The 12,300-nt window shown below is 44.9% G+C and carries 15 protein-coding genes; 8 read left to right on the forward strand and 7 right to left on the reverse strand.

All coding sequences use genetic code 11. From position 1 onward, the window contains the following. Window positions 1-22: 22 nt before the first annotated feature. Window positions 23-1,333 (forward strand): response regulator c-di-GMP phosphodiesterase, NosR family, encoded by a 1,311-nt coding sequence (gene nosR / locus GCHA_RS01100; RefSeq protein WP_007984127.1) that lies wholly within the window; start codon window positions 23-25, stop codon window positions 1,331-1,333. On the opposite strand, the gene GCHA_RS01105 is transcribed toward nosR, so the two are convergent. Both GCHA_RS01105 and GCHA_RS01110 read right to left on the reverse strand, forming a co-directional pair. Further along, the gene (locus GCHA_RS01105) at window positions 1,330-2,826 is read right to left on the reverse strand and encodes a sensor histidine kinase (protein ID WP_007984129.1); all 1,497 of its coding nucleotides are present in this window, start codon (window positions 2,824-2,826) and stop codon (window positions 1,330-1,332) included. The genes nosR and GCHA_RS01105 overlap by 4 nt on opposite strands. Beyond that, window positions 2,819-3,364 (reverse strand): heme NO-binding domain-containing protein, encoded by a 546-nt coding sequence (locus GCHA_RS01110; protein ID WP_007984131.1) that lies wholly within the window; start codon window positions 3,362-3,364, stop codon window positions 2,819-2,821. Before GCHA_RS01110 ends, GCHA_RS01105 begins: the two co-directional genes overlap by 8 nt. Before the next feature lie 297 nt (window positions 3,365-3,661). Between GCHA_RS01110 and GCHA_RS01115 the strand changes: the two genes are divergently transcribed. Beyond that, a complete protein-coding gene (locus GCHA_RS01115) occupies window positions 3,662-4,435 on the forward strand; it encodes a Rossmann-fold NAD(P)-binding domain-containing protein (protein ID WP_007984133.1) in 774 nt (257 codons plus the stop codon). A 126-nt stretch (window positions 4,436-4,561) separates the two neighbouring features. Here the strand turns inward: GCHA_RS01115 and GCHA_RS01120 are convergent, their stop codons facing one another. Together GCHA_RS01120 and GCHA_RS01125 are read right to left on the reverse strand one after the other, a co-directional pair. Continuing rightward, window positions 4,562-4,906: a hypothetical protein gene (locus GCHA_RS01120; protein WP_007984135.1), complete on the reverse strand. Its 345-nt coding sequence runs from the start codon at window positions 4,904-4,906 to the stop codon at window positions 4,562-4,564. 61 nt (window positions 4,907-4,967) lie between these two features. Next, the gene (locus tag GCHA_RS01125) at window positions 4,968-5,216 is read right to left on the reverse strand and encodes a hypothetical protein (protein ID WP_007984137.1); all 249 of its coding nucleotides are present in this window, start codon (window positions 5,214-5,216) and stop codon (window positions 4,968-4,970) included. Between the two features lie 136 nt (window positions 5,217-5,352). Between GCHA_RS01125 and GCHA_RS01130 the strand changes: the two genes are divergently transcribed. The 4 genes from GCHA_RS01130 (at window position 5,353) to GCHA_RS01145 (ending at window position 8,973) form a co-directional block, all read left to right on the forward strand. After that, window positions 5,353-6,795, forward strand: coding sequence for an ATP-binding protein (locus tag GCHA_RS01130; protein WP_039991916.1), 1,443 nt, complete (start codon window positions 5,353-5,355; stop codon window positions 6,793-6,795). Continuing rightward, complete coding sequence (locus tag GCHA_RS01135; RefSeq protein WP_007984141.1) at window positions 6,792-7,487, forward strand: response regulator; 696 nt, start codon at window positions 6,792-6,794, stop codon at window positions 7,485-7,487. Before GCHA_RS01130 ends, GCHA_RS01135 begins: the two co-directional genes overlap by 4 nt. A gap of 107 nt (window positions 7,488-7,594) precedes the next feature. Beyond that, the gene (locus tag GCHA_RS01140) at window positions 7,595-8,650 is read left to right on the forward strand and encodes a YHYH protein (RefSeq protein ID WP_318248901.1); all 1,056 of its coding nucleotides are present in this window, start codon (window positions 7,595-7,597) and stop codon (window positions 8,648-8,650) included. Then, a complete protein-coding gene (locus GCHA_RS01145; protein WP_272995150.1) occupies window positions 8,647-8,973 on the forward strand; it encodes a hypothetical protein in 327 nt (108 codons plus the stop codon). The genes GCHA_RS01140 and GCHA_RS01145 overlap by 4 nt, the downstream gene beginning before the upstream one ends. Window positions 8,974-9,069: 96 nt before the next feature. Here GCHA_RS01145 and GCHA_RS23285 read toward each other — a convergent pair whose 3' ends face one another. The 3 genes from GCHA_RS23285 to GCHA_RS01155 form a co-directional block, all read right to left on the reverse strand. Beyond that, complete coding sequence (locus tag GCHA_RS23285) at window positions 9,070-9,174, reverse strand: pentapeptide repeat-containing protein (protein WP_083881808.1); 105 nt, start codon at window positions 9,172-9,174, stop codon at window positions 9,070-9,072. Beyond that, on the reverse strand, window positions 9,150-9,809 hold the full coding sequence (gene tmpT, locus GCHA_RS01150) for a thiopurine S-methyltransferase (RefSeq protein WP_007984147.1): 660 nt from the start codon (window positions 9,807-9,809) through the stop codon (window positions 9,150-9,152). Before tmpT ends, GCHA_RS23285 begins: the two co-directional genes overlap by 25 nt. 153 nt (window positions 9,810-9,962) lie before the next feature. Continuing rightward, window positions 9,963-10,505 (reverse strand): NUDIX domain-containing protein, encoded by a 543-nt coding sequence (locus tag GCHA_RS01155; protein WP_007984149.1) that lies wholly within the window; start codon window positions 10,503-10,505, stop codon window positions 9,963-9,965. A gap of 210 nt (window positions 10,506-10,715) precedes the next feature. On the opposite strand from GCHA_RS01155, the gene GCHA_RS01160 reads away from it, so the two are divergent. Further along, on the forward strand, window positions 10,716-11,285 hold the full coding sequence (locus GCHA_RS01160; RefSeq protein WP_007984151.1) for an RNA polymerase sigma factor: 570 nt from the start codon (window positions 10,716-10,718) through the stop codon (window positions 11,283-11,285). Beyond that, complete coding sequence (locus GCHA_RS01165) at window positions 11,282-12,274, forward strand: FecR family protein (protein WP_007984152.1); 993 nt, start codon at window positions 11,282-11,284, stop codon at window positions 12,272-12,274. Before GCHA_RS01160 ends, GCHA_RS01165 begins: the two co-directional genes overlap by 4 nt. Window positions 12,275-12,300: the final 26 nt, after the last annotated feature.

A 12,300-nucleotide genomic window follows, 5' to 3' on the forward strand; every position in this document is an offset into this window, starting at 1 on the left:
GTCAATATCAAGAGGCAAAAGTATGAGTGAACCTAATATACAAGAACCCCCCATTTACACTGTATTGTGTGTTGATGACGAGGTGAATATCTTGCAAGCAATGAAGCGTATTTTGCGTAAACAAGCGTTCAACTTACTTACAGCGCAAAGCGGCGCACAAGCATTAGAGTTAATGGCTGAGCACGATGTACATTTGATTGTCTCTGACATGAAAATGCCTTCCATGTCTGGGGCTGAATTTCTGCAACAGAGTATTAAAATAGCGCCTGATTGTTACCGTATTTTGCTTACGGGTTATGCCGATATGTCATCTACCATAGATGCGGTCAATAAAGGCCACATCGATTGTTACGTGCAAAAGCCTTGGGATAATAACAAGCTGATATGTACCATCAATGACGGACTAGCAACGGTTAAGCTCAAGCATGAAAATGCCCGCCTACAGGCTTTGGTGAATAAACAAAATACCCTGCTCAAAGATTTGAACCACAATTTAGATGAAAAAGTAAAACTGCGCAGCAAACAAGTTGCGCTAGCCATGGAAAAACTCAAACGTAATACCTTGGCCAACCAACGTGTTCTTTATAACTTTATTAGCATCAACCCAAATTTAGACGGTGGATTTGCCCAAAGTGTTAGCCACTTAAGCGCTAAGCTAGCCGAGCAATTATCGCTCTCAGATGAGCAACAAGCCCAAATATCGTTTGCGGCTTTACTCTGCGAAATCGGCTTATTGGGTTTAGACACCGCAATATACTCAAAGCCTTTTTGCGAATTGAATTTCAATCAACAACATATCTTTCTTCAACAAAGTAAATACGCTGAGCAAATATTGGGGCCAGCAACTCACTTGCGCCCAGAACTAGATATCATCATCTGCCAATTTGAGTTCCCTGATGGCAGTGGCCCAAATCAACTGTCATTAGAGCAAATTCCAATCGGTGCGCAAATTTTGGCAGTGGCCAGAGATTTTTGGCGTCATAAGTTAGGCCGTATTGGTAAATCTGCATTATCGAATCATGAAGCGATTGGTGAATTAAAAAAATACCGCGGACTGCGCTATACACCGAAAATAATAGATATTTTGGTTCAACACCCCGAAATTATCAGTATCGAGTTTATTGAAAGTGCGATAGACGTAAACGACTTACGAGAAGGCATGCGTTTGAAAAAGGATATACTGACGCAGCAACATATCCTTGTTTTACCCAAAGGACATGTGTTTTCAGCCGCCTCCATTTTGCAGCTTATCCAATATGAAAAACAGAAATCTGAACGTTTTGAAATATTTGTAGAGCAGCCAGAAGATGAAAAACTCTCCGCGGGCGCCTAACCATCAAGAAGCGGAAAGCTAAGCGAAAATAGCGTTCCCTTCCCCACCGTTGAGCTAACTTGCGTCAGAACATTGTGCGACTCTAATATGGCATACGAAACAGATAAACCGAGGCCGGTACCGACGCCTACAGGTTTGGTAGTAAAAAATGGGGTAAAGAGCTGATCTAGGGTTTTTCTGTCCATACCGCACCCTGTGTCGCGTACCTCAACGAGCAAAGCATCGGGTGTAACGTGTGCTTTGAGGGTTAATGTTCCACCTGCGTCCATGGCGTAGGCTGCATTTACAAATAAATTCACAAACACCTGTTGCAACTGACCTATATTACCAAGTACCTCAGGCAAATCATTGGGGATCTGATTTTCTACAATATGCTCATATTTAAGCGCGTTCCAAGCGATTTTTAACGCCCCTTCGATACACACGCCTAAGTTTATCCGCTCTAATTTTCCATCACCACTGTGGGAGAACGTTCTGAGATTTTCGACAATCTCCTTAACCCGTTCTAACCCTTCTAAATTGGAGCCGAGTAAATCTTTTGCATCTTGTTGTATGTAAGCTAAGTCAATGTTATCGCACAGTTCTTTGTAGTGCTGAGCATCCAGTTGACCGGCGGTTTCAATATGGCGCAGCATGGATTCATGCAACGTTTGATAGTCTTGTAAGTACTCTTCAAGCATCTCTAAGTTGGAGCGAATAAAACCAACTGGATTGTTAATTTCATGGGCTACACCCGCCGCTAATTGACCAAGAGAAGCCATTTTTTCCGATTGAATTAACTGGCGCTTCGCTTGCTCTAAGCGGTTAACGGTATCTTGCAGCTCTACCGTGCGCTTACGTATATTCACATCTGTGACTCTGCGGTTTATACCGCTTAACAAGTGCTCACGCGCAGTCCCTAAAACAGACAGTGCCTCCTCGTCGATAAACTCGGCTCTGCTAAAAAATGCCAACCAGGCAATTTTGTCTCCTAATAAGGCAAAATTAACAAACACAATCCATTTGAACCCAGACATAGCTTGGCTCGATTCATCATCAATGGCCGAGACAAGCCACATGCTTAAACACTCTTGCTGATGAAGTGGTAAAAACTTGACTGCTTGCTCAAAAAACTCCGTGTCCGTAACCCACTGATTCGGTGCGCGCCAAATATTGTCTTCTTGTGAGTCCAGCGCTTCACCGTCTTTTGTGACAATAAATAAGCCACATTCAACCGAGAAGAACTGCCCAGTAAGCTCAACCGTGTTACTAATTAGCTCTTGCAGAGAAATGTCGGACGATACATCACCTGATGTTTGGCGCAAAAATTCAAGCTCAGCTTGCTTTTTCTTGGCCATCGCCAACGAAGCTTGTAAAGATTGATTCGCTTCATAAACCGCACGTGAATGATGCTCCAAATGCTGTTCAGACATCACGCGAGCCTTTTTCTCGCGCTCAACCTTTCGCTCAAGTACCGCAATTCTTGTTTCGAGTTCCTCTCGCGATTTAGCCAACTTTAGTCACCTTCATTACGCACCGCTCTCCCCCCTCATGTACGCACTCAGGCTGCTCCACACTTACCGTCTGCCCAGTATGCGCTGCTAAGCCTTGAATAATGCCTTCACAGAAATAACACATATGGCGGGGGGAAATATAATGAAAGGTCAACGAATTATCTGTTTCTTGAATAAACTCAAACTCGGGCAAAATGGCCTCTGGGTTGAGCTTTTTCACTTCCACATGGATCACCGCCTGCACACCATAAAGAAATTCAAAAACATCGGTAAACTTATGCGCTTCGGGTGGCGCAGCTAGTAATAGCTCTTTGAACATCCATTGGCCAAAAGCAAATTGCGCTTGTTGCGCTGATAACCCCTGCTTTAGCATAATAAGGCCGACGAGCGTAAACAACTCTTCGTCATCATAGGTAGCGACAGAGGTATAAATACCTTCACTGGGCAGAGTTGCTTCTTGTAAAAGCGCATCCCAAAACTCTTCTCCCCAGAGTTCATCTACGAACTGGTTCAACTTTACAAAAATGATACCTTTCATACTTCGTCTCCTTTACCTTCAACGTCTCGCTAGGTACTCAGTGCAGTTGCCAACAACCACACCTCCAAGATAGACGATGCAGCCGCCTAACCTCAACGTAAATTAGTCTACATCTGCATGTAAACTTGTCTTAAATTTGCAACATTCTTATACTAAAAACACGACAAATAAGATTTAACCATCTGTTTTTTATACATAATTATACTTTGGAACAAGAACTGCATTTTCTTTCTCAACGATAATGTTGAACCTGATACTTCGTTTAGGATCAACATTCAAATAACGAAGGAAACTTAAATGTTTGATTCTCAGCGATTTGACACCTCAGAAACGCATAGCACGTATACGCATCATGCAACGCCGCAACTCACCATAGACAATACGCGTGGCTTTAGTCGCATCGTGACGTTTAGCGATGGCAATCAACAAAGTTATCAATTACCTAAATGTAGAAATACTAAACAGATTAGCGTGTTTGGTCTAGGCCACAGCGGTGCTTTGTCAGCGATTTGCATGGCGGCTTTAGGGCATAAAGTGATTGGTATTGATATGGATCAACGTAGAATTAACGCGCTAAACCAAGGTCGCACATTTTCCGATGAAGAAGGATTGCCAGAACTACTTGAGCAAATCGCTTCGTTTCGCAATCTTGTGGCAACTGATGACGGTTTTAACGCCATTAAACGCACTGCCTCATCACTGATATGTGTCAATGATGACGGCGATCACGCATCCGATGTTAGTATCGATAAACTTAAAATTATTTGCGAGCAAATCGGCTTAAGCCTGCGCTACAAGGAGCAATACCACAATCTAGTATTCTGTCAGCATGTGGACGCCGACATTCTAAAAACAGTATTGCTGCCCATCATAGAAGAGCAAAGTGGCAAAAAAGCCTCTGAGGCATTTGGATTGGCTTCTATTCAAGGTGGTAAAGAGAAAGCGCGAACCATTAAAGATTTTTATCAACCCGCTCAGTTCACGATCCAGTTTCTGGACAAACAGAGTTGCCAGTTAACAGAGCAACTGTTCAGCGGATTCAAAGCAAGTATTCGGCGTGTAAGCTGGTAGAAAACAGGGCGTAACCTCAATAAGCATGTTCGCTAAGGTTATACCCTGTACGCTAATCGTTAAACTGGCAATTAAGCTTAATCGCCAGTTTGCATAATGCGCTTCTTAGCAATAAATCTCGCGCGGCTAAGCAAATACATCCACTTGATTTAATGAAGACGTGTCAGATTGTTCAGCCGATAACGAGGTCAAAATGTCTTTAAAAGCGCCGCCAAGTTCCTCTTGAGACATACTGCTCCCCTTATCTCGCAAGCTGTCTAACTGGGACTTTAACGTCGTTTGCTGATCTTTACTCAAGCTAGTCAACATATCGGTAACGGCGCTTTGCTCTTCACTGGATAGAGTTGAAACCGCAGACTCCAACCCTAGTGGTACGCTGCCTTCCCGTGGTGGCGGTGGAGGTCCTTTAGGACGATTCACCTCTGACGTATTCATAGGGTTAACAGCTTGGCTTGCAGACTGTATTTGCATGTCATGTATCCTCTTTCAGTTAATGTATCAGTACCCTTTATCAGTGCACTTTATGAATACGCTAGTCTCTTTTCGCATCCTGTGGCACGGCCACCAAGGTATCGTTCATCATTTGGCAGGTAGCACTAAGAGAATCGCCTCGTCTGGTTTCCACTGTCACGCTGTCACCTTCAGATTTGTTTTCACACGCTTCAAATGCTTCAGGCGGCGGACGGCGTTCGCCTCCCTGACCACGTCCTTCTTGTGCATAGCTACTAATACTACTCATAGCTAACAGGCTTGCTGCGAAAATTAGGGTTGAGATTTGCATATTTTTTTACTCCATAATTAGTCTACAACGAATACTAACAAGCAAATGTGCAGAAACAGTGGAGATTACATGGAGAAGTCCGACATTCTTAGCGCGGTGCTGGTGCAGCCCGCTTTGGCGAATGTATACTAGTGTCATGAACATATTCCGCAAAGTTTTCTTATCTTTTCTTGGGCTTACTGCCGTCACACTATTAATTACATTGGGCCTTGCACGATGGAGCTTCGATCAGGGCTTTCTCAATTTTATAGCCGGCCTAGAACAGCAAAGGCTTACCCTATTAGGGAACAACTTATCGGCTGCATATTCTCATAATAACAACTGGCAGTTGGTTATCAGTACGGGGCTTGAACGATTTATTGATACCAGCACGCAACCCATGCCTCACAGCGTTCGTCCCGGTGGAGGCTTTGGGCAGCCAAGTCCTTTGCGCCCGCGCAATCCTAAGGCAGGTGCTCCTTTTCACCCACCTCAAGCGCGCAAGGAAAACCGCCCCCCTACAGCCCTTTTCAATACACAAGGGCAATGGTTGACGGGCGATAAACCTAAGCCACACACCCAAGAGGTACTCAGTCATGAAATTTATCTTAACGGGGAAAAAATTGGTGAATTACGCAGTTGGTTAAACGACATACCACAACGTTCATTAGCTTCTTCATTTTCCATTCAACAAAGATACGCCAGCATTGCCATAGGTTTATTATGTTTGTTACTCGCCGGTGTCGCATCTTGGTTGCTCGCTCGGCGCTTAACATCCCCGGTAAATTCCGTACTTCATGGCGTAGAGCGTCTTAGCCGAGGTAATTATGACCTGAAGCTAGATACCTCGCGCAGTGATGAATTGGGCAAGCTTATGCAAAACCTAAACGGTCTGAGCCATATTTTGAACGAAACGCGTAGCGCAAAAAACCGTTGGTTTGCCGATATATCGCATGAGTTAAGAACCCCCTTAACCATACTAATTGGTGAGCTAGATGCGCTTGAAGCGGGCATCCGCCCCTTTGGTCCTAAACAGGTTGAATCTTTAAAACATGAGGCCTTGCTGTTACACCGCTTAGTTGACGATTTGTATCAATTGTCCCTGTCTGATGTAGGCGGCTTGAAGTACCACTTTAGTCAGCTCGATATCAGCTCAGCCCTTGAAAATGTGTGCTCATCCCTACAAAGCAAAGCTCAAGGTAAAGACATTATCATCACACCGAATATTCAAGAGAATGTAGTAGGCTTGGTCGACCCGCAGCGCATTGAGCAGTTGTTTATTAATCTAATCAATAACGCGATTATTCACACCAATGCAAAAGGTAGCGTTCAAATCGCCCTCTCCCAAAAGGGGAATGCTGTTGTATTTGAAATTAACGACACCTTACCTAGCGTACCTTTTGAGGATTGCGAAAAGTTATTCGATCCCTTGTATCGGCAAAATGCATCGCGTAACAGAGCCACACCTGGCGCGGGATTAGGACTAACCATTTGCAAAAATATCGTCAATGCACATCGTGGCAGCATTCACGCAACCCAATCGGCACTAGGTGGTTTGTGTGTGACGGTCAAAATCCCCTTAACCAAGGAGCCAGCATGACTAGCCAACAACAGGTTCTCGTCGTAGAAGATGAACCTAAAATCGCGCAAATATTAGTAGACTTTCTGAGTTTAGAGGGCTTCTTAACACACGTCGTACATGATGGCGATGAAGCCGAAGCAGCAATTAAACAAGTAAACCCAGACTGCGTGATCCTTGACTTGATGCTGCCAGGCAAAGATGGCTTGAGTATTTGCAAAGATGTACGAAAATTTTCTCATGTACCGATCATTATGTTGACCGCCAGAGTAGATGAAATAGATAGATTAATGGGACTAGGATTCGGTGCTGACGATTATGTCTGTAAACCCTTTTCCCCACGTGAAGTTGTGGCCCGTGTGCAAGCCTTGTTGCGCAGAGCGGCGCTCGGCGCCCCGGCTGAGAAAACAGCCCCCAACATACTTACTTTCAAGCATATTCGCATCGATACCGAGCGATTCGAATGCACCATTAATGGCAGTATTATCGAGTTAACACCGGTAGAATTTCGTTTATTGAAAACCTTATTGGGAAAACCAGGAACGGTTTTTTCCCGAGAAATACTTATGCAACGTTGCTACGAAGATGCGCGTATTGTCAGTAACCGCACAATCGACAGCCATATGAAGAACTTGCGCAACAAGATTTCCCTTGTTGACGACCCCCAACCCATTTTGCAATCCGTGTACGGTGTGGGCTACAAATTAATGTAACACACATCTAATAGCGTGCATTTTGTGCGCAAAATCCTCAGTATCTGCACCGTTTCTGCGTTTTATATTCGTAACGTTAGGGCAAACCAATAAACCTAGATACTTGAATGAAACGTATAATGTGTACCGCACAAACCTATTTGATAATTGCGCTTGGTGTTATCTTATGTGCCTGTGGCGAAAGCTCTACAGACGCTAATTACGAAGAAACGGGGCAAGAACATACCTCTACCGAAACTTCGACAGATTCAACTACTGACGACGTTGAGACGGGATCAGAGACAGCGCCTGACAGCGATGCGTCAGTGACAGCCAGCTCCCTGTTGTTTTTCGATGACGCTGTCATTGAGACCATCACGACACAAAGTTGTACCCTGTCAGGTGGTACACAAACAACCTGTTATCATATTACTCTGGCGGGTGAACCAGCAGTAGATGAAATAGGCCCATTCTGCCCACCCACAATAGAATCGGACGCTTCCCAAGGTGGCATTTGGTTTGACGGTTCAGGTGAGGTTTACGATATCGATGGCGAATTTATCAGCAACTTAGATCAGCTTTACGGTGATGGCTGGTTATTATACGACCCTAGCACAGGCGAGGTGAATATCACTGATACGCAAACCGCGTGTGAAGCAGCAGCCAGGCCGAATGTCGACCCTGCCTACCAAAATTACTGCGTGCAGTGCGATTTAGAATATTACGGCGGCGGTGTAAGTCAAACCGTGCTATTGCCCGTCACGCCAATCCCCCTCTCTACCCCGAGCTATGTTAACGCCAATATGGGCGTCTCTTTAAACGGCGTGATATTGGCAGCACAAGCGCCTGTCGATGCCATATTGAGCAACTATACGATTGCTGCTTTTGATGACTGCGGCGGGCATATCAATCCGTTCGATGGCTACCATTACCACGCTGCCACGGGTTGCTCTACAGCCAGTGAAGAAGAAGACGGCCACGCCAGTCAAATCGGCTATGCACTTGATGGCTATCGCATATACGCCATGCTAGACGCTAGCGGTTATGAAGAAACAGACTTAGACGAATGTCGAGGTCACACTGACGATACGAGAGGCTACCATTATCATGTGGCCAGCCCAGGTGAAAATATGTTTATCGGTTGCTTTCACGGTGAGCAAGGTGAGTGGGTCGCGAGTGAATGAAACATCAAACGGAGCAAGAAATGATAGTAGATTCAACAAATGCACGTTTTAGCTGGCAAATGCGCACTCGCCCATGGTGCAAAGTCGTTGCTGTATTAGGCACACTAACCTTTACGGCTGTTGCCCATGAAGGCCATGTGGACAAAGATGCGCAACTGGCCTGCAAAGAGAAGGAACTGCGCGCGTCATGTCAGTACGTAAAAGAGACTGGAGATAACGTGGCTAAGGTGTACAGCGGTTTTTGTCAGAAAATATCCAGCAATAAAATGTGCGTTCGTAATCAACCCATTAAGACTATTGTGCTCGGCCCCCTCGAGAATTAAGCGCTGTTAATAAAAAGTTGAGGGCGTACCTGTTTGAAAGCACGCCCATGTATTTATTTGCGTAGCTTAGTTTTACTTTGCTTAGCTTAGCTTAGCTTAGCTTAGTTTTACTTTGCTTAACTGCGCCTTGCTTAACTGCACTTTGCTTAACTGCGCTTTGCTTAACTGCGCTTTGTTTAGCCGAGCTTTTTCAGTAACCATACCTCTTCATTTGCAGGTACCTTACCTTTTAAACCGCCTTCGACGTCCACGCTGGCAAGCAATTGAATGGCATAATCATCAGCATAGTGTTTGGCTATCTCTTTGGCATTAACGCAATGCGGCGGGCCTGGCATTAAATGCTGTTGATAATCAAAGCTAATGAGTAACTGCGGCGCAGTGCCGCTTAACTTACGTATATGCGAGGTGTACTTTGCTCTTACTTCTGATGGTAAAGCGACCAGTGCAGCGCGGTCGTATATCCCATCTATTTCACCCACTAGGTCGCGGGTGAGTTGAAAAATATCTCCCACATACACGTCAACCGCTCTGTCATTCACAGTGGCATGATAATGCACTAAACCAAGGTCTTCTCGTTGTGACACTTCTGGCTGTATTTCCATGTCGTGAAATAACTGTTGCACAGCGGGCTCATGTAATTCAGCCCCCACCACGTTAAGGTCGTTGGCTAGCAGCCAAGCTATGTCGCGCGTTTTGCCACACAAGGGTACAAAAATTCTACTACCCTGAGGCAATTCGAGAGCGGTAAAGTGAGCCTTTAATAAAGGACTACCTTTAAATTGATGAAATGCTATTTCGCCTTTTTCCCATTTGTCATGCCAGTAATTTGCTTGCATATTCGCTCCATCATATACCAGTGAAACAGCTGAGCTATTTCGATTTCATTTATAGGGTCTGTATCATGCCACTTAAAGTCGACTTTAGGTCAAGTGCCACTTGCGAAATATCACATCACAAATACAAACAGCCCAGATGACGTAAATGCCTTGCTAAAGTACACCTTTCAATTTAGCTAGCCCATAGGCATTCACCGTGGACGCATCTTTGATTTCACCGGATAAAATCATTTCTTCAAACTCAGTTAAGGTCACCTTTTTAGTGATTAAACCTTCTTCTTCTGGATCTAAATCAATTTCGGTAAAGGTAAGCTCGGTAGCAAGGTAAATATGATACATTTGGTTGCAAAAGCCGTAGGCCAAGTACTGATCTCCAAGGTAGTGCATTTTGTTGGCGACTAGCCCAGTTTCTTCCTTTAATTCACCTGCCGCTAACAGAGCATGGTCTGCATCAGGGTTTTCTTCCCATGCGCCTTGAGGTAATTCCCAGCAGCGTTTTTTAATGGGGTACCTGAATTGCTCAACCAAATGCACGTATCCATCTTGTACCGCCAATACAACCACGAAGTCCGGCTTTTCTACTACGCTGTATACGCCTTGATGGCCACTACTGCGGCGAATTTTGTCTTCTTTTAGACGCATCCATTTGTTTTCATACACCACCGTACTGGCCAGCGTTTCTATCTCGTCGCTCATTCCTTCTCCTTATGGGTTACTTTAATTTGATCTGATTTATTTTGGTTATTTCGATTTGCTTGCGCCGCAAATCGTAATTGGAAAGAGCCCTATCCTAGCGCAAAAGTAATACCATTCCACGCCTCGAATAAAAGTATTCAAAGCATTTGTTGAGGTGTTTTATTTTCGCTGCGTATACGTAGTAACATGATGCAATTTAACGGGTAAGGCGTGAAAGTAATCCAGCTAAATAGGGCAAAAAAGCAGCTCCTTGCCAGAGATGAGAATAGCCAGCTAGTGCAGCAGCTATATGCAGAGTATGGCAGTGCCTTGCGCCGCTTTATTCGCGTGCGCTCACGCTTAAGTGACAACGATTGTGAGGATGTCATGCAAGAAGTATATGAGCGCCTGCTTAAGCTGGATGACTTAACGCAAAAGCTATCGGGTAGAATGGATACCGTTCGCAATTATCTGTTTCAAATTGCGACCCATATTTTAATCGATCGTGACCGCCGCGCTAAGGTGCGCTGCAGTGACAACCATGTGAGCGAACAAGACACGGCTATATTTTCATCGATATTTTCCCCAGAACGAGCGCTGCAAAACAGAAAGCAGCTCCGAGAAATTGAAATAGCATTGGCAGAAATTAAAACCAGCCACAAACAGGCATTTATGTTAAATAGAGTAGAAGGCATGAGTTACCGAGAGATCAGTGACGCATTAGGCGTATCAGTTAGTACGGTGGAAAAATATATCTCAGCCGCTTTGGTCGCGATCAGAGCAAAGGTGTCGCCCATATGAAAACGGATTTAAACCAAGACGCCATAACCAAACAGGCCGCTAACTTTGTGGCTCGATTATATTCCGGTGAGCTAAGCGCGGAAGAAGAAAACGAAATTTATGCTTGGTGTGACCAATCTCCCCAGCACCAACAGGAATTTGACAATATGTTAGCGATTTGGGACAGCAGTAATCAGCTGTTTCAAACGGCTGCGCCCGTCAAAAAGAAAAACCACAGGTATTGGTATACAGGTATTGCAGCGAGTTTTGTGTGCGCCGTGTTAGCCATTTGGTTCGTTGCCCTGCCCCCATCTGTGTCAACACAACAAGTAGCCCATAACGAACCGAACCGTTATCACACTGCCGTAGGTGAAATAAGTACGGTGGGTTTACCCGATGGCAGCATAGTAACGCTCAATACCAACAGTGCCATTAAAGTCGATTTTTCAGGTAGCCAACGGCGTATTTTATTAGAGCGAGGGGAAGCGTTTTTCGACGTAGCGAAAGATGCTACCCGGGTGTTCAGCATTAACACCGGTGAAAAAACCATTCGGGTAATTGGCACAAAGTTCAATGTGCGAAAATCTGATGCGACACTAAAAGTGTCTGTCGCTGAGGGCTTAGTAGCGGTGCAGTCATCTACCCTGCCCAGCAGCGAACAAATTGACTTCGAGGAAGCTGAAACTCTACTGCCTGCAGGGGCAATTGGGGCATTTAACGGCACCAGCGAAGTCATTGCACAAGTGACCTCAAAAGAGGTAAACGCCAGTCAGCAGTGGCGCCAAGGTATTTTTCGTTTCGATAATGAACCATTAGCCAAGGTGCTGACTGAGTTCAACCGCTATCGACTAAAAAAAATAACCCTAGAAAACCAAGCCTTGGGCAAATTGAAAATAAGTGGCGTGTTCAAATTAAAAGACGGTGACAGTATTTTATCGGCACTTGAGGCGGCGCTACCTGTGGAAGTAGAGCGTTATCCTGAGTACATCGAGCTGACGGCGAAAAACTAATTTTCACTTTTAATGGAGGATCATAA

This window comes from Paraglaciecola chathamensis S18K6 (assembly GCA_000314955.1).
GTDB classification, from domain to species: Bacteria; Pseudomonadota; Gammaproteobacteria; order Enterobacterales; family Alteromonadaceae; genus Paraglaciecola; species Paraglaciecola chathamensis.